We start from the raw sequence: 26493 nt of genomic DNA, 5'->3' as shown, positions 1-26493 counted from the left end.
CACCATGACCAGCTTCCTCCTCCGCCGTCTCCCGGCCGCCCTCGGCGTCATCGTCGCCGGATCGGTCGTCGTCTTCGCCCTACTCCGCCTCATCCCCGGTGACCCTGCCACCTCACTCGCCGGCCCGGACGCCCCACCTGAGGCGGTGGACGCTCTGCGCGCCACGCTCGGTCTCGACCAGCCCGTCGTCACCCAGTACCTCCACTGGATCGGTGGGCTGCTCACCGGGGACCTCGGACAGTCACTGGTGCTCGGCGGGTCCGTCGCCTCCCTTATCGGGGCGGCCGTCGGTAACACCCTCGCACTGACCGTTGCGGCGCTGGTCCTTGCCGTGGTGACCGCCGCCGCAGCCACCGCCGCGCCGGAACCACTGCGGTCCACCTTCGCCTCCCTGGCCGTCGCCGTCCCGAACTTCGTGACCGGTACCGTCGCCCTGGTTCTCGTCGGAGTGGTCTGGTCGGTCCTGCCCGCCGGCGGGGTGCCCCGAGATGGCCTGCTCGCCGACCCCGGCATCACGGTCCAGTACCTGTTGCTGCCTGCGCTGTGCCTCGCTCTGCCGGTCGCCGCGACATTGACCCGGTACCTCTCGGATGCGATCACCCACGAACTGGGCCAGCCCTATGTCACGACCGCGTTGGCCACCGGACAGTCGCGCCGGTCCGTGATCCTCACCCAGGTGCTGCCCAATGCCCTGCCCCCGACCCTCACCGTGCTGGGACTGCAGGTCGGGCAGCTCCTCGGCGGAGCGGTGATCATCGAGTTCCTCTTCGCCTGGCCCGGGCTGGGCTATCTGGCCCAACAGGCTGTCACCCAGCGTGACTACCCGGTGGTGCAGGTCCTGCTCGTGCTTTCGGTGATCGTGTTCGTGGTCCTGCAGACCCTTACCGACCTGGCGCACGCCGCCCTCGACCCCCGTATCCGACTGCATCGGACACCGACCCCGTCCAGAAACCCGGCAGGAGCTGCATCATGAACACCCACCTGCACGCCCTCACCCACGGCCGTGGCCTGGCCGGCACGATCGCCGTCGGCATCGTCGTTCTCGCCGGACTGGCCGCTCCCTGGCTCGCCCCCTATGCCCCGGACATGCAGATCCCGGGCGCGAATCTCCTGGGCCCGTCGGCCGCGCACTGGTTCGGGACCGACGCTGTCAACCAGGACCTCTTCTCCCGCACCCTCTACGGCATCCGGGTCAACCTGTTCATCGTGGTCCTCGCGGTCCCGGCCGGTGCGGTCATCGGCGGCCTGCTCGGCCTGGTGTCAGCCCGGTTCCGACGCCTCGACACCCTCATCCAACGCACCTTCGACCTGGTCCTCGCCTTTCCAGCGATCCTGCTCGCCATAGCGGTGACGATGATCCTCGGGCCGGGCATCCGCACCGTCTTCCTCGTTGTCGTCCTCGCCGAGATCCCGCTGTTCGGACGCCTCGTCCGCGGCGTCGCCCTGTCGGTCAGGGAACGCCCGTACGTGGAGGCGGCCCGTACGGTCGGTGCGTCCGAGAACTGGATCCTGCGCCACCACATCCTCCCGAACTCGGTCGACCCCCTCATCGTGCAACTCGCTGTGGGCATGTCCACGGCTGTGTTCGTCGAGGGGGCGATGAGTTTCCTCGGACTCGGCGTCGTCCCGCCGACCGCGTCGCTCGGATCCCTGATCAACGAAGGTGCCGCCTACGCCTGGCACGCACCCTTCTACGCCGTCGGCCCTCTGTCCGTGGTCGTCGTCCTCACCGTCGGCCTGCTGCTCATCTCGCAGGCGCTGTCCCGCTCCACCCGGAAAGAGGTACCCGCATGACTGCCACCGTCGACACCGTCGACACCATCGACACCGTCCTGTCCGTCCGTGAACTGTCCATCAGCTTCGCCCATCCGCGCCCCGCTGTCGTCGACATCAGCCTCGACCTCCACCGTGGAGAGCTCCTGGCACTGGTCGGTGAGTCCGGTTCCGGCAAGTCCATGACCGCCCGCGCGGTGCTCGGTCTGCTGCCGCCGGGGGCGGATGCCACCGGTTCGGTGTGCCTGGGGGAGGAGGAACTGCTCGGTGCGGAGGACGCTGTGCTCGAGCGCGTCCGTGGCGCCAGGATCGGCCTGATCTTCCAGGAGCCGCAGACTGCACTCAATCCGGTGCGGACCATCGGCGCCCAGCTCGTCGCCGCGATCCGTGCCCACGACCGGTCCCTGGCCCGGCCGGCGGCCCGTGCGAAGGCGCTGGAGTTGCTGGAGACGGTGGAGATCCCCGAGGCGTCCGCCCGCCTGGCGTCCTACCCCCACCAGCTCTCGGGCGGGCAACGTCAGCGCGTCGCCATCGCCCTGGCACTGGCCGGCGACCCGGAGATCCTGCTGGCCGATGAACCGACCACCGCACTCGACGTGACGGTGCAGGCCGGGATCCTCACCCTGCTTGACCGGCTGCGGGAGACCCGCGGTCTCTCGGTCATCCTCATCACCCATGACATGGGTATCGTCGCCGAGCATGCGGACCGTGTCGTGGTACTGCGACTCGGTGTCGTGGTGGAGGAGGGGCCGGTCGGGCAGATCCTGACCGCGCCTGAACAGCCGTACACCCGTGAACTCATCGCAGCGGTGCCGACCCTGCAGGTCACCGGTTGTACGGTCGACGAGCCGGAGGACGCCGCGCCCGCGCCCGTGGCCGCGGCACGCGGCGTGACCGTGCGGTATCCGGGGTCGACGGTGGACGCCGTGTCGGAGGTGTCCGTCTCTGTCGATGCCGGGGAGACTCTCGGACTGGTCGGGGAGTCCGGGTCCGGGAAATCCACCCTCGGTCGCGTCCTCGCCGGCATCCAGCACGCCGACCGCGGGGACGTGGTCACCCGGCCACCGCGGCAGACCGCGGTGATACAGCAGGATCCGGTCTCCGCGCTCGACCCGCGCAAGACTGTCGGCTGGTCGGTTGCCGAACCGCTGGCGGTGCACCGTGTCGGGACCCGGGCCACACGCCGGGCCCGGGTGACTGAGCTGCTCGCCGCGGTGCAGTTGCCGCCGGAGGTCGCCGACCGGTACCCGCATGAACTGTCCGGTGGGCAGCGGCAACGTATCGCTGTCGCCCGGGCGCTGGCCCTGGAACCGGAACTGGTCATTGCCGACGAACCGACCAGTGCCCTCGACGTGCGGGTCCAGGCCGAGGTCATCGACCTGCTCGCCCGGATCCAGCGGGAGTCGGGTTTCGCGCTGGTGTTCATCAGTCATGACCTGGCGGTGGTCTCCGAGATCACCGACCGCGTCGCCGTGCTGCGGCGTGGAGCCCTGGTGGAGTACGGGCCGACCGCATCCGTCTTCGCCGACCCCGCGACACAGTACACGCGGGATCTCCTGACCGCGGTCCCACGGGTGACCGCCCAAGGTTCACCCACCCGTACCCCCGATACCGAAGGAGTCGTCCAGTGACCGTCCCCGAATTCGCCCGTGGCTATGAGAACTTCCCCGGCCAGGTGGGCCGTACCGTACGGGAATCCACCCCGTCCTGGCCGGACCCGGTGCGTCCGCCGGAAGGAGCCCCGAACGTCATCGTCGTGCTCCTCGATGACATGGGCTACGCGGACATCGGCCCGTTCGGTTCCGAGATCCCCACCCCGGCGTTGCAACGGCTCGCCGACGAAGGGTTCGCCTTCACGAACTACCACACCACCCCGGTGTGTTCGCCGGCGCGGGCCGCGGTCCTCACCGGCCTCAACCCGCACCGCGCCGGGTTCGCCACCGTCGCGAACTCCGATCCCGGGTTCCCCGGTGTCCGGCTGGAACTCGGTGAGGACGTAGCCACCCTCGCCGAGGTGCTCCAAGGTGCGGGCTACGCGACCGCGGCAGTGGGAAAGTGGCATCTGACCAGGGACTCCCTGATCCACGAGGGGGCGGACAAATCCTCCTGGCCGGTACAACGGGGCTTCGACCACTACTACGGGTCACTGGAGGGGCTGAACTCCTTCTTCCACCCGAACCAGATCGTCCGGGACAACACGGTGGTGCAGTTCGAGGAGACACCGGAGGACTACTACCTCACCGACGACTACACCGACGAGGCACTTCGCTTCATCCAGGCGACGCGGGCCGGCAGTGACCGACCGTTCTTCCTCTACTTCGCGCACACCGCCATGCACGGACCGTTGGGCGCGAAGGACACCGATCTGGCGAAGCACCGGGGCCGGTACTCGGAGGGGTGGGACGTTCTGCGGCGTGAACGTCACGCCCGGCAGATCGAACTGGGCATCATCCCGCCGGAGACGCCGTTGCCCGAGGCCGTCGGACGGTTGGGGAAGGAGGTCATCGACTGGGACTCGCTGGACGGGCAGACGAAGGACCTCTACGCGCGGTACCAGGAGGTGTATGCTGCAATGGTCGATTCCGTTGACCAGTCACTCGCACGAATCATCGATCTTCTCGATGAATTGGGGGAGAAGGACAACACCCTCATCGTCTTCACCTCCGACAACGGCGGCACCGCCGAGGGCGGACCGGAGGGCACCCGTTCCTATTTCAGCCGCTTCGCCCATGTGCCGGGACTGCCTGATGACTGGGCCGCGGACGTCGACCGGGACCCCGCGTTCATCGGTGGTCCCCGGTCGATGGCGCACTATCCGGAGGGTTGGGGCATGGCGTCCAACACCCCGTTCCGCTTCTACAAGGGACAGACGTTCGCCGGGGGCGTCCGCGTACCGCTGCTGCTGAGCTGGCCCGCAGGACTGGCACCGGGTGGACTCCGCGACCAGTACCAGTACGCCACGGACCTCACCCCGACGATTCTCGACCTGGTGGGCGTCCCCCACCCGTCGACGGTCGACGGAACCCGGCACGGTGTTCCGGTGAAGGACATCGACGGGGTGAGTTTCGCCCCGGTGCTCCGCGATGCGTCCCACCCCTCCACCAGGCCGGAGCAGTACGCCGAGTTCGGAGGCAACCGTGGGCTGTACCGGGACGGATGGAAGATCCTCACGAACCATCGTCCCGGCACGCCCTTCGAGGACGCCGAGTGGGAGCTCTACCACGTCGACGAGGACCCCAACGAGATCCACGACCTCGCCGGGCAGTTCCCTGAGCTGGTGCGGGATCTCGCGGCGCGCTGGGAACGACTGGCCTGGGAGAACACCGTCTTCCCGTTGAACGACCACTCGGATCCGCGGGCGGAACTACGGCGCCCCGCCGACGACATCTACGGGGAGGCGCTGACGCTGCTTCCCGGAACTCCGAAGCTGGAACGGTGGCGGTCGTCGCGACTGACACAGCTGCGGAGCTTCGACGTGGTCATCGATCTGACCGTCGCGGAGGGGAATTCCGGTGTGCTGGTCTCGCACGGCGACCAGGGCGGCGGCTACGTGGTGTGGGTCGACGCCGGTCGGGTGTGGCTCGCGGTCAACGAGTACGGCGACCTGCATGAGACATCTGTGCCGGTGCCGCCGGTGTCATCGGGGTGGCACACCGTACGGCTGCATTCGGCGGCGCTCGCGGACTTCCGGACGACCTGGACCCTGACGGTCGGGGAATCGTCGGCGGAGATCCCGGATGTGTGGGCCCTGCTCGGTATGGCACCGTTCAGCGGTATCGACGTCGGTGTGAACCGAGGTGGTCCGGTGCACTGGGACAACTACGTCGCCCACGGCTCATGGCGGTACTCCGGCACGCTGCATTCGGTACGCTACGAGCCGGGGGAGCGGGCACCCTACAGTCCCGAGGTGCTCGCCGAGATCGCACGGGACGCCGCGGAGGTCTTCGACTGAGCAACCCGGGTGGGGAGGCGCTGCGCTCCTGACTGTCACGGTTTCACGTGAAACGGGGACTGCTCAGGCATGGGGATAGCGCCGGAACGTACGGGTGATATCCCGCTCGGCGGTAGCGCTCAGTGGGCGGAAGGGGGAGAGGGCCAGCCGCCGGCCGGGGCTGCCCTTCGGTGCACGCCAGGTCGCCACGAACTTGCCGCCCCGCACGACCGTCTTGCGGAAGGCGCCGTTGTTGCCGGGGGCGACCTCGTCATGGTGATCGTCCGTGAGGAAGGCCAGGCGGTCCCGGTAGCCGAGCACCAGTTCATCGAAGGCCGGTAGCAGGAACGTGCCGTGCGCCGCCGCCGTCACGGCAGTGATCTCGTCGACCAGCCCGGGGCGTACCCAGGCGTCCTCGCCCAGGGCAGGGGAGAAGGACGCCGCGGGTTCCACCTCGTCGCGGACCATGGTGAAGGCGTCCCTGATGAGCTTCACCGGCAACTTGGTCCACCACGCGAAGTCCCGGAGTCCGGCAGGCCCGTGGCCGTTCAGGTACCGCAGCAGCAGGGTGGCGGTGGCGGACGTGGCGTCTCCGTTGAAGCGCCCCTCCAGACCGGAACCGGCCGGCAACCAGGTCTCCGCGGGGACGACGAGCTGGTCGCCGGACGCGGTGACCGGACCGTAGACGGCCGTGCCGTGGAGTAGCATGTCGCGCACCAGGAGATAGAGGAATGAGCGGGTCTCCGGCAGCCCGTGGGACGCCCACAGCGCGGCGAGATCCGCTCGGCTCAACCCGCCGGGGTGCTCCAGCAGCAGGTCATGGGCCTTGGTGATGTCAGTCGGGGTGAGACCGTCCTTTGCGAGCCGGCGTCGGGACTGTGTGCGCTGGGGTGCGGCACAGAGCTCGGTGACCCACGCAGCGTCCCGGGCGCCCAGGGCGAAGACCGTGGCGCGCATGGGATAGCCGCGGACGATCGAGCCGTCGGCGAAGGCGTCCTGCACGGCGGTGGCGTTTTGCCCGGTCAGGCGTAGGGCTATCGAGGAGGTGACGCCCGGCAGTTCCTGCCCCTGCATCGGTCCGAGGTCCGCCAGCACCTGTGCCGGGGTGTCGCGGGAGGGTGCGGCAAGGCCGAGTGCGGTGAGACGGGCTTCGACGAGGGCGGGATTGACCATGCGGGCCAGCGTAGTGGGCTGACGGACGTCTTCAGTTCACGGTGAGGTGAATGCTGGGGTGGTACGTGGTGGCACCGTAGGGTCGGCAGTCACAACCGGAACAGACCGAGCGGTCTACTTGTCCGGGGTCCACTCCCTACCGCACCACCGAAAGGAACCACCATGACCAGCACGCTCTCCCGCCCGACCAACACCACCGACTCCGCCGACACCACCAGTGCCGCCTCGACCCCGACTGTCACCCGTCTGGGGAAGAACATCGGTGCCGTCATCGAGGGCATCGACCTCTCCGGCGACATCACCGACGACGAGGTCGAGTTCATCCGCACCGCGCTCGCCACCCACAAGGCCGTGGGCTTCCGAGGTCAGTTCCTCGACGACGACAGCCAGTACGCCTTCGCCTCCCGGATCGGCACGCCGACGCTCGCCCACCCCACCGTCCACTCCACCGGCCTGGACCGCCTGGTGATCGAGGGGGCGGCGAACTCCTGGCATACCGATGTCTCCTTCGTCGACCGGGTGCCGAAGATCAGCGTCCTGCGGGCCGTGAACCTGCCGCCCTACGGCGGCTCGACCCTGTTCGCCAACACCGTCGCCGCATATAACGCACTGCCCGAGCCGCTGCGCGCCCTCGCCGACAGCCTGTGGGCGACGCACTCCAACGAGTACGACTACGCCAACAGCCACGACAGCAACGAGGACAGGACCGAGTACCGCCGTGAGTTCACCCGGGTGCCTTTCGAGATCCAGCACCCGGTCGTCCACCTGCACCCGGAGACCGGCGAGCGGTCCCTGCTGCTCGGTCATTTCGTCCAGGGCTTCGTCGGTCTGAAGACCCACGAGTTCCACGACCTGTTCGCTCTCTACCAGGACCGCATCACCCGCCCGGACAACGTCTTCCGCTGGGACTGGAGCGACGGCGACGTGGTGCTGTGGGACAACCACGCCACCCAGCACTACGGTGTCCACGACTTCGGCGACCACACCCGCAACCTGCACCGGGTGACGCTGGCCGGCTCGGTGCCGACGTCCGTGACCGGGGAACGGTCGCGCATCCTCACCGGAGACGCCTCGGAGTACTCCGTCATCGACGATGTCCGCCCGCTGGTGGGCTACGTCGGGGACGCCTCGGTGATCTGACCGCCGGCGGGGGCTGACTATGTGTTCCGCCGACCGGGGTGTATGCTCTCTCGGTGTCGTCTCCGGGGTGTTCCGGAGAGGGCAGTGACGGGGCTATAGCTCAGTTGGTAGAGCGTTGCGTTCGCAATGCAAAGGTCTGGGGTTCGATTCCCCATAGCTCCACCGCAGTTCAAGGGCACTTTCCGGGAATCCGGGAGGTGCCCTTTTCTGTCATTTCTACCATTTCTACCGCTCGACCGGACCCCTCAATTCGGGGGCGGCGCGACGCGGCCGCCATGCCTAGGGTGGAGAGCCCACAAACCCACGACATCACCGAAAGGGGATGAGCACGATGACCGATCACGACAAGAAGACCGGTAAGCATCACGCCGAGGACGCCCCTGCGCCCGAGGACACGAAGAAGGACCCGAAGCACACCGCGGACAAGGAGATTCCGCAGCAGGGCCCGGAGACTATCGAGGAGACGGTCGACGAGTGGGGCGAGGAGACCTTCCCCGCCAGTGACCCTCCCGCGAACTACTGACGTGCGGATACCGGGCGCCCCGGGGTGGTCTGGGGTGGTCCGGGGTGTGAGATCAATTACATTAGGCCAGGCTCACTGATCCGACAGGAAAAAACCGGCCGGGTGTGGGTACGCTACCCGCATGACGCTGAAGATGAGCCGCGTGTCGCGCGGCGCTGCCACCATGATCCTGGCCGCCGCCACCGCCGGCTCCGCGTTCGTTGTCGCCCCTGGCGCGACCGCGCAGGACGCACCTGCCCCCACTGATGAGACGACCTGCAAGGACGCCGGCACCATCTCCGTGCTCGCCGCTTTCGACCAGATGGCCGCCGAGACCAGGGCAGGCATCCCCGCCCAGTTCGCGTCGATGTTCGACACCAACGTGAACAACCTGCGGGCCTCGCTGGTCAGCACCAACGTCGCCTACATCGACGTCTCCCGTGACGCCTCCGAGATCAACGAGGTCGCCGAGGACAATGCCGATCCGTACGCGAACTTCGCGGTCGCCCGCCTCGACAAGATCCGTAACGGCGAGGCGGACGCCGTCGTCGCTTTCCAGGACCTCACCCTCTCCGAGGTCGTCGAGACCCTGGTGCTCGGCATGTACACCTTCACCGTGCCACTGGATGTCGTCGCCACCTCGATGCCGTCCATCGCGCCGATCCCCGTGATCGGTGACGCGCTCGGCGGCACCCCGCTCATCGGCGGCTACCTCACCATCGGCTACCTGGCGAAGCTGCCCTTCCAGTACGGCTCCAAGGGCATCAAGTCCCTGGCCACCGGCCTGCAGGACAACCTCACCTCCCGGTGCTGGGAAGGGGAGGACGCCCCGGACAACGAGGAGCGTCTCTCCGACGGAGGCGCCCGCCCGGTCGTCCCGGTGCAGCCGGCCGAGCGCGCCAACGCCGAGTACATGACGCTGGATGACGCCGAGACCTGCGTCCCCGCCTCCGCCGAAACCCTCAGCGCCGCCCTGGACCGCGTGGCTGAGGGCATGCGTGGCCAGATCCCCGCCGACAAACTCGGTGCCTTCGACGCTGAGGTCGCCCGACTGCAGGCCAACGCCCGCACCGCCCGCGTGACCAACAACTGGGTCATGAAAGACGAGGAAGACCTCAACCCGATCCTCAACATGATCGACAACCCGATGGTCACCCTGCTGTGGGGCGGTGTCGAGGGCTACATCGACGGCACCGCGAACGATTCCACCGCGGTCGGTGACCTCACCGTCGGCAACGGCGTGGATTACGCCACCGTCGCGGACTCCCTGGTCGGCTTGATCATCTCGAAGATCTGGGATGTCGCCACCGGAGACGTCGTGAATACCGCGAATCCGGGCAGTCTGTTCAACCTTGGTGCTCCTGGCCCGGACAAGAACTACACGCTGATCCCGAACCTGGCGAATGTCGCGTCCTACTTCTCCGGCACCGCCCTGGACGTCTACGACAACGTCCTCGACACCATGTGCCTCGTCCATCCGGAGGACGCGGAGACCGGCGAGTAGCCGTGCCGCAATGGCCAGGTGACCGGACGACCTGACCTGCAGACACTCGTGCTCCTGCGGCGCGTCAGCGACCGTATGGACCGCGAGTACGACCGACCGCTCGACGTCACCTCCCTGGCGCGGGCGGTGCACCAGTCTCCGGGGCACCTCATCCGCCAGTTCAAGGCCGCCTACCGGGAGACCCCGTACCAGTACCTCATGAAAAGGCGTATCGAACGCGCGATGACGCTGCTGCGTACCACGGACATGAGCGTCACCGAGGTGTGCTTCGCCGTCGGCTGCGGCTCACTCGGCACCTTCAGCACCCGCTTCTCCGAGCTCGTCGGTGTCCCTCCGAGCGTGTGCCGCGCGCAGGGAGCGGACGTGGTTCCGGGGATGCTGCTGTGTATCGCCAGGCAGGTCACCAGACCCCGCCGGGAGCGCCCCACCGCACCGTCAGGAATCGAGAAGCGGGCACATCGGGCGCACCGTAGTCTCAGCGGTATGAGCGATCCACGTACCGGTCTCAGCATCCACTCCAGCTTCCTGCCCCACCTCGACCCCGAGGCGTCCCTCGCGTTCTACCGCGACGTGCTCGGTTTCGAGGTCCGCCTCGACGTCGGCTACGAGGCCATGCGGTGGATCACCGTCGGCCCCGTCGGTCAGCCGGACACCGCCATTGTGCTGCACCCCTTGGGTGTCGGCTCCGACCTCACGGACGGGGAGACCGCACTGCTCACCGAACTTGTCGCCAAGGGCACCTACTTCGGCGCCAACCTCGCCACCGCCGATCTGGACGCCACCTTCGAGGCACTTGTCGCCGCCGGTGCCGACATCGTCCAGGAACCGGTCAACCAGGACTACGGACTGAGGGACGCCGCCGTCCGCGACCCCGCCGGAAACCTCCTGCGCATCCAGGAGACCCCGACCCAGGAAGGGAAGTAGCACCATGTCCGGATTCAGTGATGAAGAGCGTGCGGCCATGGCCCAGCGCGCCGAGGAGATCCGCTCCACCAAGGGGCTCAAAGGGGCGGCGAAGACAGCCCGTGAGTTCGAGGCCTGCGTCGCCGCGATCGACGCCCTCGAAGGGACGGACGCGGCCGTCGCGGCTCTGCTGCACCGCGTCGTTACCGAGGAGGCACAGCAGCTCGCCCCGAAGACCTGGTACGGCTTCCCGTCCTACGCCCTCGACGGCAAGGTCATCGTCTTCTACCAGCCGGCCTCGAAGTTCGACGTGCGCTTCGGCACCGTTGGTTTCTCCGAGGACGCCACCCTCGACGACGGCCCCATGTGGGCCACCAGTTTCGCCGTGGTCGAGGTGACCCCGGCGGTGGAGGAATGGCTGCGGGTCCTCGTGCGGAACGCCGTGGGAGGCTGAGCCGTCTCTGGGGCCGGTCCCTACCGCCGCCCGCCCCTGCCCCGGAACAGCACCATCGCCACGGTACGCAGGGACAAGAGGAAGCCGGCGAACAACACCACATAACCCATCGCCGCGTGCCAGGTCAGTTCGTCGACGAGCTTCGGGCCACCGTCCCCGAAGGCGATGAGCATCACCCCGCCGAGGACGCAGAACCCTGCCACCATCGCCACGGTGATCTGCTGCAGCAGCCCGGTGAGGAAGGCCCGGTCACCGGGGTTGCGGAACATGCGCATGCTGACCGACATCCGGCCGTTCTGCAGGTCACCGACGATCCCCGAGACCTGGCGCGGAAGGTCCCGCAGCAGCGGCAGGGACTCCATGAGGACGCTCTCGGCGGCGTCCTTCAGACCCCCCGGACGGAACCGGTCCTTCACCAGGTCCGATCCCTCACGTCGGGCGGTCTCCACCAGCGGATAGCCGGGGTCGAGGACGCGCAACGTGCCCTCCAGCTCGGCGAGACTGCGCAGCGCCACGGCGATCGTCTCCGGCACGACCAGCCTGTAGTCGTTGAACAGCCGCGTGAGCCGGCTGAACAGTGCGGCCCCCTCGCCGTACCCGATCCCCCCGCCGTAGCGGGACAGCAGCGCACTGACGGACCGCTGCAGGGCACGGATGTCCAGCTCCTCCGGACGGTCCATGAGGCCCAGCAGGGCGTCGGTGAGGACCCTGGCGTCCCCCAGGTCGATGGCGGCGAAGACGGCCGCCAGTGCGGTGCGGTCCGTGGAGTCCAGGCGACCCACCGCACCGAAGTCGAGCATGCCCAGCCCGGTCTCCCTCGTGGTGACCGTCTCCTCGTCCGAGCCCGCGGTGACATGCAGGCGGCCCAGGCTGTGCTCACTCTCCGAGGAGGAGGCCGATCGTACCGTCACATCGTGCATCACCAGCACATTGCCCGGGTGCGGGTCGGCCTGGAAGACGCCGTACCGCATCATCTGCCGCAGTGAGGCGCTCATGAGCAGGTCACCGAGCTCCCGGCGCAGCTCCGGGGTCATCGCCGCGATCTCCCCGTCCGGCCCGGTCGCCGAGCCCAGGGGAGTACCCACCAGCTCGTCCATCACGAGCAGTCGCCGGGAGGAGAACTCGCCGTAGACCTTCGGCATGACCATGCCAGTCGCCGCGACCGGTTCCGCCATCTGGCGCATGTTCGTCGCCTCGGTGCGGTAGTCCAGCTCCTCGGCCAGCGTCGTGGTGAAGGAGGACGCCAGCTGCTTCAGCCGCATGTCCCCGGCCCACTGCGCGGAGTTCTCCAGCCGGGTGCAGACCCGCAGCACGATGTCGGTGTCCCGCGTGACCTCCTCGACCACGCCGGGACGCTGTATCTTGAGGACCACCGCCGTACCGTCCTCCAGTGTCGCCCGGTGCACCTGGGCCACCGACGCCGCGGCCATCGGCTCATGCTCCACCGAGGCGAAGACCTCCTCCGGAGCCGCGCCGAGTGCCTCGGTGAGTGCCTCGCGGATCTCCGACCAGGGTGCGGGGGAGGCGGAGGTCTGCAGCTGGGAGAGTTCGCTGATGAACTCCGGCGGCAGGTTGTTCTCCCGGGTCGAGAGGTTCTGGCCGAGCTTCACGAAGGTCGTCCCGCACTCCTCGAGGGCCTCACGGAAGGACTGCGCGATCCGACGGGTCGCGTCGGCGTCCTTCCCGGAGAACGAGGGGCGCCCCGAGGTCAGCCCCCGGCGGACGAACACCGCCGTGACCTGCCGGTAACGGCGGTTGCGGCCGCGGGCGTCACGCAGGCCGCTGAACCAGGACAGCGGGGAGCCGCCTGTCGCCCCGGTCGGTGCGATGAGCTCCAGGACGGTCAGCACCGCCGCGCCGAAACCGAGCATCCACAGCAGTGCGATCCCGCCGAGGATGACCGCCGGGCCGGGTTCCACCCCGGAGTCCCAGAACTGGTCGATCGCCAGGTAGACCAGGCCACCGGTCGCCAGGGAGACCACCAGGGCCACGACGATCGACCGGGGCCAGCCCACCGGGACACCGAGGACCCGGCGCATCACCGTGGCCAGCAGCCAGGTGACAGCGGCGAGGGCCACCGCACCGACGATGAGCAGCAGCGGCACGAGGAACCAGGTCGCCACGGAGGCGGTGCGGGTGCCCTCAGCCACGGACAGGTACGGTGAAACTGTCGACACGTCAGTATCCATGCCGTACAGGCTACCGACGTGGAAGAACATCCCACCCCCGGAATTCACCACCTCTGAAAGGTTCCCATGACCGAGAACGGCGAGCCCGACAATCCGGCACAGGTCCACCTCAACCTCTTCGTCAGCGGCTGCGGCCACCATGCAGCCGCCTGGCGTGCAGCTGACTCCGCCGTCGACCGGCTAGGCGACATCTCCTGGTGGGAGGGCCTGGCGCAGACCGCCGAACGCGGCAGGTTCGACGCCATCTTCTTCCCCGACGGACAGGCCGCCCGGACCGAGGCGCTCACCGCCGGCCCGACCTGGTTCCTTGAGCCGATGACCAGCCTTGCGGCGATATCGCAGGTCACCGAACATATCGGTCTGGTGTCCTCGGTGTCCTCGACATTCTGGGATCCGTTCCACGCCGCCCGCATCATCGCCAGTCTCGACCACATCTCCGGCGGACGCGCCGGGCTGAACATCGTCACCTCCCAGTTGGACGCCGAGGCCCGCAACCACGGGATGGACGCTCTGCCGAACCACGCGGTGCGCTACGCCCGTGCCGGGGAGTTCGCCGAGACGATCAAGGAACTGTGGGGGTCCTGGCCGGCGGAGTCGATCGTCGCCGACCGTGGTGGACGGTACACCGAGACCTCCCAGCTGAAGAAGATCAGCCACCGCGACCGGTGGTTCCGGGTCGACGGTCCGCTGAACATCCCCACCCCGCCCCAGAAGCAGCCGGTGATCTTCCAGGCCGGTGTCTCGGAGCCGGGGCGGGACCTTGCCGCGTCCCACGCCGAAGGTGTCTTCACCGTCGCCTGGGACTCCCAGGGCGCCCGCGGTTTCCGGAAGGACGTCCGCGCCCGTACCGCCGCCATGGGCCGCAACCCCGACCACGTGCGCGTCATGCCCGGCCTCGTGGCCTATGTCGGATCCACCGAGGAGGAGGCGCGACGCCACCAGCAGGAGCTCAATGAGCTGCTCCCGATCGAGGCGGCTCTGCACGACCTCTCCGCCTTCCTCGGGGTGGACGCCACCGCCTGGGACCCGGACGCCGAGTTCCCCGTCCTGCCGCCGGTCAGTGAGTGTGATGCGGCCCCGGGACGCGCCACCCTGGTCCGGCACATCGTGGAACACGCCGGACGCCGTGGCGGGTCCAGCAGCGGCCAGGACGACCTTCGGCGCCCGACCGTGCGGGAGGTGCTCGGCTACCTTGCCGCCGGTGGCGGACACGCGACCCTGGTCGGTACCCCGGAGCAGGTCGCGGACGAGATCATCCGCTGGATCGACTGCGGGGCGGCCGACGGATTCAACATCATGCCGCCCTCCATGCCGCACGGACTGGACACCTTCGTCGACCAGGTGGTGCCGGTGCTGCAGGAGCGCGGCCGGTTCCGTCGGGAATACGAGGGCACGACCCTGCGCGAGAACCTGCTGGGGTAGTCCGGGGCTTCGGCCTGCCCGTGCGACAATCACAGGCATGACCTCCACCTCCGGGCAGACGACCGTCGCCGATGACACGACCACCGCAGACGCCGCCTACGCCCGGCTGCGCCGCGGAACCACACTGCTCTGGCAGGGGGACTTCCACAACGGACGCCAGCTCATCAGGGCCGTCGACCGGCGACTGACGAAGCAGGCGGCGCGTAAGGGGAAGAAGAAGCAGAGCGCGGGGACCGCGGCAGACCTGTTCCTGCGGCAGCGTGAGGACCGGGCGCGCCGGGCGGAGATTCTCGGCCGCATCGTCGTCGACCTGGCGGAGCGGGACGGTCAATGGCTCCTGGACCTGCACCGCGCCCCGGACGTGGCCGGGGCCTGCGGGCACGCCTACGGTGCCCCTTCGCGGGGGGAGAGCCGGCGGACACCATTCACCGCACTACAGGGTGTCCTCGGGGCATATCAGTGGCATCTCAACGGTGTGGAGGTACCGGCATTGGGGGAGAAGGTGTACCCGGACTACGGCGTTTTCTCGCCGACGCGCAGCGAGTACGTCGACCTGGTCGATGACGTCGCGGCGGCTTTCCTGCCCTCTCTCAAAGAGGGGGCGAGCGTCCTGGAACTGGGTACCGGGACCGGCGTCCTCGCCGCCGTGCTGGCCAGGAGAGGCGCCGTACGAGTGACGGCGACGGACGTGAACCCGCGTGCGGTGGCGTGTGCACGGGCGAACCTGGACCGGCTCGGTGTGGGGGAGCGGTGCGAGGTCGTCGAGGCTGACCTGTGGCCGGCGGTGTCGGAGGCCACGAGGAGCACGGAGACCACGGAGACCACGGAGACCACGGATGCCGCGGATGCCGCGGATGCCGCGGGTATTGTCGTCTTCAACCCGCCGTGGCTACCGGGGACGCCGACCTCGGAATTGGAACTCGGGATCTACGACGCCTCCTCCGATGCCCTACGGCGCTTTCTCACTGAACTCACCGACCACCTCACCGACGGTGGGGAGGGCTGGCTGGTGCTGTCTGACCTGGCGGAGCACCTCGGACTACGTACCAGGGAGCAGCTGGAGACCTGGATCTCCGACGGCGGCCTGCAGGTTCTCGGACGGTCGGACACCACGCCGCGTCATCCGAAGGTGCTGCGGGAGGACGATCCGCTGCATGTCGCCCGGTCCCGCGAGGTCACCTCGCTGTGGCGGCTGGGGCGGATGTAGGGGTGTTCCTGTGCGGGGCGGTGACCGCACGCCGCACCGGGTCCCCGCCTGCGGGTGTCCCCGGAGAACCCCCGACCGTACTGATGCTGACACCTGGATGAACTCTCCGTGTTCACCGTGAACACCAGGTGCACATAGCTGACAGGGAGCGTGGCCGGTCGTTAGCGTTCTCCCCATGACCCTCACCCGACGCCTCGCCGCCACAGTCCTCTCCAGCGCAATGGCCCTGTCCACCCTCCTCGTCTCAGTTCCCGCAGCCACCGCCGCCGGTGCCCTGTCCGACAGGGCCCCGGGATCCGTCCCCGGATCACCCGGTGGCATCACCGGCAGCCTTCCGGGCATCCCGGGTGCGGACCCCGTCGACAACCTGCCGACCACCTTCGACCTGCAGGCACACCGTGGCGGCCGCGGTGAGCATACCGAGGAGTCCCGGACCGCCTTCGAGACCGCCATCGACCTAGGCGTCACCACTCTCGAGCTCGACATCCACATGACGGAGGACGGTATCCCGCTGGTCTGGCACGATCCGTCGATCCAGGACGACAAGTGCACGGATACCGCGCCGGTCACCGCCGATGACCCGGAGTTCCCCTATGTCGGCAAGGACGTCCACGACCTGACCTGGGAACAGATCCAGACGCTGACCTGTGACAAGGTGCTCGACGATTTCCCGGACGCCGTGCCCGCCACCGGTAACCGGATCCTGCAGCTCAGCGATGTCTTCGATATCGCGGAGCATGATCCGCAGGTGTACTTCAACATCGAGACCAAGGTCGAGGCCGAGGAGCCGGAGCGGTCCGCCGCGCCGCAGGAGTATGTGGACGCCATCCTCGATGCCGCGGACGCCGCCGGCACCACCGACCGGATCACCGTGCAGTCCTTCGACTGGTCGACACTGCCGCTGGTCCGCGACCGCGCCCCGCAGGTCCCACTCGCCGCACTGTGGGACAAGAGCACGTGGACGCCGGACTCGCCGTACCTCGGGCCGGTGGACTACGACGCTGTCGACGGTGACGTCCTCGCCGGGGTGGGGGAGCTGGGTGTGGAAGTCGCGAGTCCCGCCTTCGACACCTCCTCGTCCTGGGTCGGAGGTGACCTCGCGGGGTTCATCGACCGGGCACATGAGGCCGGGGTGCGCGTCCTGCCGTGGACGGTCAACGAGACCGCCGACATGGCGGAGTACATCGACGCCGGAGCCGACGGCATCATCACCGACTACCCGTCGCGGCTCAAGGAGCTCCTCGATGAGCTGGGTATCGCCTACCGCCGTTGATCAGGTGGGGAAGAACACGCTGTAAACAATGATCCACCGCACTGTGAACCACACTATGAAGTGAGTCACTGGTAGCGTGTTGTTATGTTCATGAGGAAAACAAGTGCCGTTGCCGGGGGATTGCTTGCTTCCCTCGGTCTGTTGTTCGCCGCACCCCAGGCAGTCGCCGCGCCGGCTGTACCTGAGATGCCTGAGATGCCTGAGATGCCCGTCTTGCCGGCGATGCCCGCCCCTCCCGAGTATCCGGAGGTGCCCCATCCGCACGAGACCACGACCGGGAACGGTCCCGGCGCCGTCGATTTCCGGGACGCCAGTGCACAGGCCCGGAATAACCCACGCATGGCTCCGCCCGGTGCCGACGACTGGGACTGCGTCCCCACGGCGGAGCACCCCGAGCCGGTCGTTCTCGTCCACGGGACATGGGGGAATACCTACAGTGCCTGGTCGGGTCTGGCACCGCAGCTCAAGGAGGACGGCTACTGCGTATTCGCCCCGAACCTCGGCGAAGCGGACATCACCACCAGGGGAGGGGTGCAGTCGCTCGGGCCCGGTGTCTTCGCCACCAAGGACATCGCCCTCACCGCCGGTGACCTCGCCGACTACGTGGACGCCGTCCTCCAGGCCACCGGGACGTCCCAGGTCGACATGGTCGGCCATTCCCAGGGCGGACTGCTCGCCCGGCAGTACCTGAAGTTCAATGGCGGGGCGGAGAAGGTGGGTATGCTCGTCACGCTCGGCGCGACGAACCACGGCACCACGTTGAACGGGCTGGGGACGCTCGACCGCACCATCGGTGACCTCGGACTCGATCTCGATCCGGCGCTGGACTACGTCATCGGCGAGGCAGGCATACAGCAGGTCTACGATTCCCCGCTGCTCACCGAGCTGAACGCGGACGGGGATACGGTGCCCGGCGTCAACTACACCGCCATCGGCTCCCGCTACGACACGACCACCACCCCCTACGAGACCACCTTCCTCACCGCCGGCCCCGGGGCGACGGTGGAGAACATCGTGCTGCAGGACGGCTGCGAACAGGACATGTCGGGCCATGACATGACCTACTCGCCACGGGTGATCGACCTGGTGCGCAACGCCCTGTCCCCCGGGTCGGTGGAGCAGGTCCGGTGTGAACCGGTGGCGCCGTCTACATGACCTTTGCCTTGCCTCATGTCGTGTTTGTAGTCTGAATGACATCGCACACGACCTGAGGAGATCCCTTGTCCCTGACCATGCGCCGCCCGTTCCGGAGAGTGGCAGCTGCGGTTCTCGCTGCCGTCACCGGGCTCACGCTCACCGCCTGCTCGTCGGATGACGACGACACCGGCAATTCCGCGTCGTCAGAAGAGGTGGCAGACGGGACGGCGGTGGACTCGGCGTCCTACCCGCTCACCTTCGGGACCGCATGGGGGGAGTCCACCCTGGAGGAGAAGCCGACCCGCATTGCCGCGGTCGGGTACAAGGACGCGGACATCATGGCTTCACTCGGTGAGGTCCCGGTGATCATGTGGGAGAACACGCTCAAGCAGGAGGCCTGGACCGTCGACGCCTTCGACGGCCAAGAACCGGAGAACACCTCCGCCTACGCCGAAGACGGCTCCATCGACCTGGAGAGCGTCGCCGCTGCGGAGCCGGATCTCATCCTCGCCAGCCAGATGGATCTCGGAGACCAGTACGACGACCTCTCGAAGATCGCCCCGGTCATCGGTGCACACACCGAGGAGGATGTCAGCGGGAACTGGCAGCAGACCGTGACCGACCTCGGCGAGGCGCTCGGTAGGCAGACCGAGGCGCAACAGATCATCGATGACACCGCTCAGGTGGCTGCCGACGTGAAGGCCGAGCATCCCGAGTTCGAGGGGAAGAGCATCTCGATGCTCAACTACTTCGGGCTGGACACCATCCGCTACCTCAACCCGGACGATTCGGATGCTGCCGACCTGATGGAGTCCATCGGGCTCACGACGATCGCGGAGTCCTCGAGTTTCGGCAGCGACGACATCTCCGCCGAGCGCCTCGACGACACCGCCGCCGATGTCATGGTCATCATGGACAACTCGAACGGCAGGATCGACGAACTGACGGACAACCCGACCTTCCAGGCGATCCCGGGAGTGAAGGAGGGGCGGGTCCTGATCCTCCACAACAAGGCCTTCGAGTCCGGGAAGGCCGCGTACACGGTGAACGACGACACCGAGGAGCAGGAAGGCAATCTCCCCTGGGCCATCGCCTACCCCGGACCGCTGTCCACCCAGTGGGCGCTCGAGACCCTCGCGCCCCTGCTGGCGGATGTCATCGGCGGCGACGAGGGATAGTGCGTTTCACGTGAAACCGCTCGCCCCGGAAGCTCCGGGGTCACCGCGGGGGACGAGCTGAGGCAAACTTTTCTTCTGGAAATATGCCCGAACCGTGGACGCTGCCGTCCGGGCGCCGGTAGTTTGTCTCCCATGGGTAATAAGAGCATTTTCATCTCCGGCGGCGCCGCGGGCATCGGCCGTGAAGTCGCACTCAAGTTCCACAACGCCGGTTGGACCGTCGGCGCCTACGACATCGACGAGGAGGGCCTCGGCAAGCTCGCCGCCGAGGCTCCCGGCATCATCACCGGCAAGCTGGACGTCACCGATTTCGCCAACTGGGAGGAGGCTCTGGCCGACTTCACCTCCCACACCAACGGCAAACTGGACGTCCTCGACAACAACGCCGGCATCATCGGTGACTTCGACATCGCCGAGCAGCCGGCCGGCCTGATCGCCAAGCAGATCGAGGTCAACTGCACCGGCATCACCCTCGGCGCCAAGGCCGCGTACCCCTACCTCAAGGCCACCAAGGGTGCGCACATGCTGTCCATGGGTTCCGCCTCCGGTATCTACGGCCAGCCGCACATCACCCCCTACTCCGCGTCCAAGTTCTACGTCCACGGTTTCACCCAGGCCATGAGCCTGGAGTGGCGCAAGGACGACATCCGCGTCGTCAGCATCATGCCGCTGTGGGCCAAGACCAAGCTGGCCGCTGTGGAGGCCAAGTCCACCAAGCGTCTCGGCGTCCGGATCGAGCCCAGCGACGTCGCGAACTCCGTCTGGAAGGCCGTCCACCCGAAGAACTTCATCGAGCGTCAGCGTCAGGACTACTCTGTGTCCTTCCCGGACCTTGCCCTCCGCTGGTCCGCCCGCTTTGCTCCGGCTCCGGTCGTCCGCCAGGTCAACAAGATCATCGCCGGCTAGATAAGTACCGGGGTATGGCCGCGCAGTTGTGCAGCCACCCCGTCAACGACACACCCCGTGTCGCCGCAGGATCACTGCAGCGGCACGGGGTGTGTCGTTGTCGGGGGAGTACCTACTCCCCGTCGGTGTCCTTCTCTTTTGCGTCCTTTTCCGCTGCCTCCGCTGCCTCCGCTGCCTCCGCTGCCTCCGCTGCCTCTGCTGCGGCGCGGTTCTCCTGGGTCCGCGAGTACGCGGCCCACGGGTCCGGAGTAGCGGCAGCCTCCTCCTCGCGCTGCTTCCGCGCCTCCTCCGGATCCTCGGAGGTGGCGTCGGTGTACCAGTCGGTCAGCTCCGGATCCTCGCTGTCGAAGTGCGCGCCGGCGCCTTCCTCAGCAGGGACGGGGTCCACCCCGAACACGAAGTCGTCACCGTGCTCGTCGATTCCCTTGGCGACGCCCTTGTAGACCGCCGAACGGGCGTACCGGCGACGGATCGTCGCAGGGTCATTGGACAGGTCCTTCCACCAGGAGACCATCATGCCGATGATGATCAGGGCGAACGGAACGGAACAGGAGACCATGATCGACTGCAGTCCGGACAGTGCATTGCGTCCGCCGGCGAGCAGCAGGAAGATCGCGATGAGGCCGAGGGCCGCGCCCCAGATGATCGTCACCGGCTTCGAGGGGACCGCGCGTCCCGACTGAGACATCGACCCCATCACCACCGTTGCCGAGTCGGCTGCCGTGACGAAGAAGATCACCACGGCGATGAGCACCACGATGGACGTCACACCGGTGAAAGGGAGGTTGTCCATGATGTCGAACATGACGTTCTCGCCGGACTCCTTGATCTCCAGGCCCAGACCGTCCAGGTTCATCCTGATGGACGTGCCTCCGAAGATCACGAACCAGGCGATGGAGATCGCAGACGGGACGAGCACGACAACCGTGGCGAACTCACGGATCGTCCGGCCGCGGGAGATCTTCGCGATGAACATGCCCACGAACGGGGACCACGAGATCCACCAGGCCCACAGCAGGGTGGTCCACGAGGTGAGGAACTCCTCTTCCACCTTGCCCTCGCTCGCACTGACCTGGAACATGGCCAGGAGATTCTCGGCGAGGTTGTAGACCGTCGACGGAAGCAGGTCGAGCAGGAACACGGTCGACCCGGTGACCAGTACGAACAGTCCCAGTGCAATGACCAGTCCCATGTTGATGTTGCTCAGCAGGGCGATACCCCGCTTCACACCGGACACCGCGGAGATGATGAAGGCGACGGTGAGAACCGACATGGCCACCACGACGAACCCGTTGCCCTCCAGTGGCTTGCCGGTGAGGATCGAGGTACCGGTCCGGATCTGGAGTGCGCCGATACCCAGCGAGGTCGCGGTACCGAACAGGGTCACCAGCACAGCGGCGACATCGATGATCTTGCCGAGAACGCGGTTCGAGCCGTCCGGGAAGATCGGCTCGAAGACCGCGGAGATCAGCGGGACGCGGCCGCGTCGGTAGGTGGTGTACGCCAGCGAGCCACCGACCAGGGCGTAGATGCCCCAGGCGAAGCTCGCCTGGTGCAGGACCGCCTGGGAGAGTGCCGGCCGGACAGCCTCCATGGTGCCGCCTTCGGCGTCCGTCGCCGGCGGCGGATTGAGGAAGTGCTGCAGCGGTTCCATCGGGCCGTAGAAGATCAGGCCGATGCCCAGGCCGGCGGCGAAAAGCATGGAAATCCACGTCACAGTGGAGAAGTCCGGCTCGGCGTCATCCGGGCCGAGTTTGATGCGTCCGGTCGACCGGCAGGCGATGACGATCATGAACACCGCGCAGGCGACGGTGATCGCCCCGTACATCCACCCCAGGTTGCGGACCACCCAGGACTGCATGGTGGAGCCGACCTCGGCGATATTGTCCGGCGCGACCGCTGCCCAGACGATGAAGCACAGGGCGACCGTCAACGCGGTGGCGAACACTCCGATCCGGGTCGGGAACTTCGTGTTCGTGTCTTCGACACTGATGCCGGGGACCAGGGCCGGGTGGATGGACTGCTCACCGCTGGCGGCCTTCTTCAGGACGGTACTCAGTCGACCGGACGGTTGCCTGGGCTGTTCGCCCGGACTGGTTCTCTTCTCGGATGCGGGTGGCATCTGAACACTCTCCTCACGTCGGTGTGTCACGTCAGTGAACAACGTTACGTCAGGCCTGACCACCGGAAAGGCCTGGACACAAAGGTGAGGAGGTGTCAGTTTCGGAGCAGGCTACTCCGCGCCGGTGAGGGCGGCCCGGATGCCCTCGGCGAAGGTGGTCGGCTCGCGGCCGACGGCCTCACCGAGTGCCGCGGCGATCTCCGGGTAGGTCACTGCCTTACCGGAGAGCTCGAAGGTCTGCCCGGCGTAGGTCGGCGTCCCGTCCTCGTCGGAGGCGAGCAGGACGACGGCGGCGGTGTCCGCGTAGTCTTCGCGGGTCGCGGCTGCGACGCGTCCTTCGCCGGCCGCACCGGGCAGGACGCCGGTCTCCTTCACCTGGGCGGCGTTGGGCAGATAGTTCTCGATGTACCAGACGTTGCGCAGGACCGTGAAAGGTACACCGGAGGCGTGGATGGCCTCCTCGGTGGCTTTGTGCTCCGGGGCGAGCAGGAAGTCCGTGGTCAGGGCTTCACCGCAGCTGGTGTAGGCCAGCAGCTGGACGCCGGCGGACGCGGCTGCGTCCACGACGGCGGTGTGCTGCGGGACGCGGCTGCCGATCTCCGAACTGGAGATCAGCAGGACGCGGTCGACGCCCTCGAGGGCGGCGGGGAGGGCGGCGGGCTCGTCGTAGTCGAGGTGACGGACCTGCACACCCTTCTCCGCGAGGTCGGTGGCCTTGGCGGGGTGCGTACGCCGGCGACGATGTCGGAGGCGTCGGCGCCACGGGCGATGAGCCGGTCGATGACGAGGCTGCCGAGGTGGCCGGTGGCTGCGGTGACGAGAATGGTCATGGTTACTCCTGGTTACTCCTGGTTGGTTCGGGTGTCGGTTGAAGTGATCCGGTCGAGGCAGGCGCGGGCGGCGGTGACCGGGCAGGGGAAGGAGGACGCCGTGTTCAGTGCACCCCAGCGCACCACCCCGGCCAGGAGGCAGGCGACCATGGCGGCGTCCTGCTCCTGTTCACTGGTGGCGCCGGAGTGCCCACCGCGCAGACGCAGCAGCACCAGGTCACGGATCTCGTCCTCCACGGCGTCCATCCGGGCGACGTGGGCGGCGAGGAGCTCCGGGCACGAGGTGACGATGCGCATGCGGGCGATGTCCTCGGCGCCGGGCAGGGTGATCATGGCGAGGGCGTCATCGAGCAGGGGCCCGGTGCCGACGAGGAACTCCCTCGTCGCCTTCTCGTCGAGACACGGTGTTCCGTGGTCGAGGAAAGCGTCCTGCTTGGTGGGGAAGTGGTTGAAGAAGGTGCGTTGGCTGACGCCGGCACGCTCACAGATCCGGTCGACGGTGGTCTGCTGGTAACCGTTCTCGGCGGCCAGGTCCAGTGCTGCTGTCCTGATAGCCGCGACGGTGGTTGCTGTCCGTGTTCCTGCCATGGGGACGACAGTAACCCAATTCTGCAGTCACTGTAGAATGGGATTGCAGTGACTGAAATTCAGGCCTACGGTGGCGACCATGAACAGTGACCGCACCCTTGACCTGTCCGTCCTCGACCTCGTGCCCGTCCGCACCGGTCAGACCAGTGCCCAGGCTGTCGCCGCGACACTCGAGGTCGCCGCCACCGCCGATAAGCTCGGCTACCGCCGCTACTGGTTCGCCGAGCACCACAACATGCCCGCCGTGGCGTCCACCACCCCGCCCGTCCTCGCCGCCGCCGTGGCGGCGCGCACCGGACAGATCCGGGTCGGCTCCGGTGGCGTCATGCTGCCCAACCACTCCACCCTCATCGTCGCCGAACAGTTCGCCGCCCTCGCCGCGATCGCGCCGGGACGCATCGACCTCGGTCTCGGGCGCGCGCCGGGCAGTGACCCGGTGATCAGTCAGCTGCTGCACCAGTCCGGTACCGCGCCCGGGGCGGAGTCTTTCCCGCAGCAGGTCCGGGAGATCACGGCCCTGCTCGACCCGGACGGTGCCGGCGTCCGCCTGCGTGGTGGCGAGGGCTACGCCGTCCGCTCTACCCCGGTCGCCGTGGCTGGGGAGATCCCGCAGGTCTGGTTGCTCGGGTCCTCCGACTTCTCCGCGAAGCTCGCCGCCGAGCTCGGCCTGCCCTACGTCTTCGCCAACCACTTCGGTGGCCCCGGCCTGCAGGACGCCCTGACGACCTACCGCGACACCTACCAGCCTTCCGAGGCGTTCCCCGAGCCCCGGACCATTCTCACGGTCAACGCCTCCGTCGCCCCGACCGCTGAGGAGGCGGTCGAGCGGATGCTCCCGCAGCGGCGCACCATGGCACGGCTGCGTACCGGTCTGCCGATGGCCGCCCAGGAGACGGTCGAGGAGGCGCAGGCGACACCGCTGCCCGGACCGGCGGAGAGCTACGCCTCGAAGACCGGCAGCACCGATCCCGACCGGCTGAAGGAGGTCGTCGACACCCCGGACAACGCCCTGGAGCAGCTCACCGTCTTCGCCGGACGCCACGGGGTCGACGAGGTCATGATCGCCCCGGTCGGCGGTGCCTACGACGGTGAACCGCTCGACCGCGCGCCGGGCGCCGAGCAGACCGTCCGGCTGCTCGGCGAGGCACTGGGGTAGATCACTGATGAGTCACCGCAGCCAGTAGGTGACGTCGGGTCCCCAGCCGGCGATGACTGAGTCGGCGTCCTGCCCGTCGGCGCCGGGGACGGGGATGGAGCGGGTCGCCGCGTTGAGGTAGCCGGCGACGGTGAGGTGCACGGCATCCCACCTGTCGGCGACCGCGGACCAGTCGGGGATCAGCCACGGGCCGGCGTCCCGGGAGTCCCGACCGGTGACCTCCCACCACTCGCGGCGACGGGACCAGGTGACCTCGAGGGGGAACTCACGGCATAGGGCGGACCAGTCGTCGGCACCGGTGATCTCCCGGATGCGGGCATGCTCCGGCGGGGTGAACCGGGTGGCGCAGAAGGCGTCCTCCCACCGGTCCTCGACGAACAGGGCCCCGACCGGGTCTCCGCCGCCGGTACCGTCCGGCCAAGCCCGGGTGGACGCCGGGACCTCCCACAGTGGTACGGACCACCAGTCACCGCCGGCCGCGGCCGTCACTGACCGCAGACGGTCCAGGAAACCCGAGTCGCGCTGTTCGCTCTCCCTGGTGCGGGTGCACCAGGCGAGGAGGTTCGAGATCTTCTTCTCCGCCGTCATTGCGGGGCACGGGGCGGCGTCCTCCCCCCAGGCCACCGTCCACTGGTCGGCGGGGTCCGGGGCGGACCACCACCAGTCGGTGAGCGGGGACGCCGCGAGGTGTTCCGCCCATGGCGTCAGCGCGGCGCGGACCGCAGGATCAGCGGTGAGGACGTCGGCTCCGTCTGAGGGGCACCAGTACCTGGCGGCGTCGACGGAGGTGCCCAGGGCGTCCCGGAGCTGTCCGGCTGTGGGGTCCGGGAGGGGAATGCGACCGGCCGCGACGGTGAGCAGCCGGGCGACGGTGTCCGGGGTGGCCGGGGCGGAGGCACCGGCGGTGTCTCCGGGGTCGTCGGTGTACCGGACGTACCGGGCGATCCTGTCGCGTTGCGGATCGAGGTCCGCGCTGACCTCATGCACCGCGGAAGCCAGGGCGTTGTCTGCCACGTCGCACCCGAACTCCAGCAGCAGGCGGCGTCCGCGGGGGCCGGCAAGCAGGTCAGCAGCGCGGAGTGAGATATCCGGGGCATCCACGACA

At 68.0% G+C, this 26493-nt stretch carries 23 protein-coding genes, 1 tRNA gene and 1 pseudogene; 18 read left to right on the top strand and 7 right to left on the bottom strand.

Annotated elements, in window-relative coordinates:
• Positions 1-4 precede the first annotated feature (4 nt).
• Genes Q0A27_RS09215 through Q0A27_RS09200 form a run of 4 tightly spaced genes read left to right on the top strand, consistent with a single transcriptional unit; the run spans position 5 to position 5725 of the window.
• Positions 5-973, top strand: a complete 969-nt coding sequence (locus Q0A27_RS09215; protein ID WP_291474808.1) for an ABC transporter permease — start codon at positions 5-7, stop codon at positions 971-973.
• On the top strand, positions 970-1794 hold the full coding sequence (locus Q0A27_RS09210) for an ABC transporter permease (protein WP_291474806.1): 825 nt from the start codon (positions 970-972) through the stop codon (positions 1792-1794). The genes Q0A27_RS09215 and Q0A27_RS09210 overlap by 4 nt, the downstream gene beginning before the upstream one ends.
• Positions 1791-3404 carry an ABC transporter ATP-binding protein gene (locus Q0A27_RS09205; RefSeq protein WP_291474804.1) on the top strand — a complete coding sequence of 538 codons (1614 nt, stop codon included), beginning with the start codon at positions 1791-1793 and terminating at the stop codon, positions 3402-3404. The genes Q0A27_RS09210 and Q0A27_RS09205 overlap by 4 nt, the downstream gene beginning before the upstream one ends.
• Entirely contained in the window at positions 3401-5725 is a 2325-nt protein-coding gene (locus tag Q0A27_RS09200) for an arylsulfatase (RefSeq protein ID WP_291474802.1), read from the top strand. The genes Q0A27_RS09205 and Q0A27_RS09200 overlap by 4 nt, the downstream gene beginning before the upstream one ends.
• A gap of 63 nt (positions 5726-5788) precedes the next feature.
• Here Q0A27_RS09200 and Q0A27_RS09195 read toward each other — a convergent pair whose 3' ends face one another.
• A complete protein-coding gene (locus Q0A27_RS09195; protein WP_291474800.1) occupies positions 5789-6877 on the bottom strand; it encodes a winged helix DNA-binding domain-containing protein in 1089 nt (362 codons plus the stop codon).
• 162 nt (positions 6878-7039) lie between these two features.
• Between Q0A27_RS09195 and Q0A27_RS09190 the strand changes: the two genes are divergently transcribed.
• From Q0A27_RS09190 to Q0A27_RS09160, 7 genes and pseudogenes are all read left to right on the top strand, one after another.
• Positions 7040-8017, top strand: a complete 978-nt coding sequence (locus Q0A27_RS09190; RefSeq protein WP_291474798.1) for a TauD/TfdA family dioxygenase — start codon at positions 7040-7042, stop codon at positions 8015-8017.
• A gap of 89 nt (positions 8018-8106) precedes the next feature.
• Positions 8107-8179: transfer RNA gene (locus Q0A27_RS09185), tRNA-Ala, on the top strand.
• 169 nt (positions 8180-8348) lie between these two features.
• Complete coding sequence (locus tag Q0A27_RS09180) at positions 8349-8540, top strand: hypothetical protein (RefSeq protein ID WP_291474796.1); 192 nt, start codon at positions 8349-8351, stop codon at positions 8538-8540.
• 121 nt (positions 8541-8661) lie between these two features.
• The gene (locus tag Q0A27_RS09175) at positions 8662-10023 is read left to right on the top strand and encodes a hypothetical protein (RefSeq protein ID WP_291474794.1); all 1362 of its coding nucleotides are present in this window, start codon (positions 8662-8664) and stop codon (positions 10021-10023) included.
• Between the two features lie 75 nt (positions 10024-10098).
• Positions 10099-10446 (top strand): annotated as a pseudogene (locus Q0A27_RS09170) (helix-turn-helix transcriptional regulator); the annotation flags it as partial.
• Between the two features lie 60 nt (positions 10447-10506).
• Entirely contained in the window at positions 10507-10947 is a 441-nt protein-coding gene (locus tag Q0A27_RS09165; RefSeq protein WP_291474822.1) for a VOC family protein, read from the top strand.
• A 4-nt stretch (positions 10948-10951) separates the two neighbouring features.
• Positions 10952-11380, top strand: coding sequence for a hypothetical protein (locus tag Q0A27_RS09160; RefSeq protein WP_291474792.1), 429 nt, complete (start codon positions 10952-10954; stop codon positions 11378-11380).
• 20 nt (positions 11381-11400) lie between these two features.
• Here Q0A27_RS09160 and Q0A27_RS09155 read toward each other — a convergent pair whose 3' ends face one another.
• A complete protein-coding gene (locus Q0A27_RS09155; RefSeq protein ID WP_291474790.1) occupies positions 11401-13569 on the bottom strand; it encodes an AarF/UbiB family protein in 2169 nt (722 codons plus the stop codon).
• Positions 13570-13635: 66 nt separating this feature from the next.
• Here Q0A27_RS09155 and Q0A27_RS09150 point away from each other — a divergent pair, with 66 nt between their 5' ends.
• The 6 genes from Q0A27_RS09150 (at position 13636) to Q0A27_RS09125 (ending at position 20692) form a co-directional block, all read left to right on the top strand.
• Positions 13636-14991, top strand: a complete 1356-nt coding sequence (locus Q0A27_RS09150; RefSeq protein WP_291474788.1) for an LLM class flavin-dependent oxidoreductase — start codon at positions 13636-13638, stop codon at positions 14989-14991.
• Positions 14992-15028: 37 nt separating this feature from the next.
• Positions 15029-16198 (top strand): methyltransferase, encoded by a 1170-nt coding sequence (locus Q0A27_RS09145; RefSeq protein WP_291474787.1) that lies wholly within the window; start codon positions 15029-15031, stop codon positions 16196-16198.
• Positions 16199-16373: 175 nt separating this feature from the next.
• Positions 16374-17471, top strand: coding sequence for a glycerophosphodiester phosphodiesterase family protein (locus Q0A27_RS09140; protein ID WP_291474785.1), 1098 nt, complete (start codon positions 16374-16376; stop codon positions 17469-17471).
• Positions 17472-17810: 339 nt separating this feature from the next.
• Positions 17811-18626, top strand: a complete 816-nt coding sequence (locus Q0A27_RS09135; protein ID WP_291474783.1) for an alpha/beta fold hydrolase — start codon at positions 17811-17813, stop codon at positions 18624-18626.
• A 65-nt stretch (positions 18627-18691) separates the two neighbouring features.
• Positions 18692-19786: an iron-siderophore ABC transporter substrate-binding protein gene (locus Q0A27_RS09130; RefSeq protein WP_291474781.1), complete on the top strand. Its 1095-nt coding sequence runs from the start codon at positions 18692-18694 to the stop codon at positions 19784-19786.
• Positions 19787-19918: 132 nt separating this feature from the next.
• Entirely contained in the window at positions 19919-20692 is a 774-nt protein-coding gene (locus Q0A27_RS09125; protein ID WP_291474779.1) for an SDR family oxidoreductase, read from the top strand.
• A gap of 112 nt (positions 20693-20804) precedes the next feature.
• On the opposite strand, the gene Q0A27_RS09120 is transcribed toward Q0A27_RS09125, so the two are convergent.
• The 4 genes from Q0A27_RS09120 to Q0A27_RS09105 form a co-directional block, all read right to left on the bottom strand.
• Entirely contained in the window at positions 20805-22814 is a 2010-nt protein-coding gene (locus Q0A27_RS09120) for a BCCT family transporter (protein ID WP_291474777.1), read from the bottom strand.
• Positions 22815-22925: 111 nt separating this feature from the next.
• Positions 22926-23504, bottom strand: a complete 579-nt coding sequence (locus tag Q0A27_RS09115; RefSeq protein ID WP_291474775.1) for an NmrA family NAD(P)-binding protein — start codon at positions 23502-23504, stop codon at positions 22926-22928.
• On the bottom strand, positions 23426-23644 hold the full coding sequence (locus Q0A27_RS09110; RefSeq protein ID WP_291474773.1) for a hypothetical protein: 219 nt from the start codon (positions 23642-23644) through the stop codon (positions 23426-23428). The genes Q0A27_RS09115 and Q0A27_RS09110 overlap by 79 nt, the downstream gene beginning before the upstream one ends.
• Positions 23645-23656: 12 nt before the next feature.
• Positions 23657-24232, bottom strand: a complete 576-nt coding sequence (locus Q0A27_RS09105) for a TetR/AcrR family transcriptional regulator (protein WP_291474771.1) — start codon at positions 24230-24232, stop codon at positions 23657-23659.
• A 79-nt stretch (positions 24233-24311) separates the two neighbouring features.
• Here Q0A27_RS09105 and Q0A27_RS09100 point away from each other — a divergent pair, with 79 nt between their 5' ends.
• On the top strand, positions 24312-25388 hold the full coding sequence (locus Q0A27_RS09100; protein WP_291474770.1) for an LLM class flavin-dependent oxidoreductase: 1077 nt from the start codon (positions 24312-24314) through the stop codon (positions 25386-25388).
• Positions 25389-25400: 12 nt separating this feature from the next.
• On the opposite strand, the gene Q0A27_RS09095 is transcribed toward Q0A27_RS09100, so the two are convergent.
• Positions 25401-26489: a hypothetical protein gene (locus tag Q0A27_RS09095; protein WP_291474768.1), complete on the bottom strand. Its 1089-nt coding sequence runs from the start codon at positions 26487-26489 to the stop codon at positions 25401-25403.
• Positions 26490-26493: the final 4 nt, after the last annotated feature.

The organism is Corynebacterium sp. (genome assembly GCF_022712275.1).
Classification (GTDB): domain Bacteria; phylum Actinomycetota; class Actinomycetes; order Mycobacteriales; family Mycobacteriaceae; genus Corynebacterium.
Note: the sequence above shows the minus strand (reverse complement) of the source record. Positions and strands in the feature narration are given on the sequence as shown.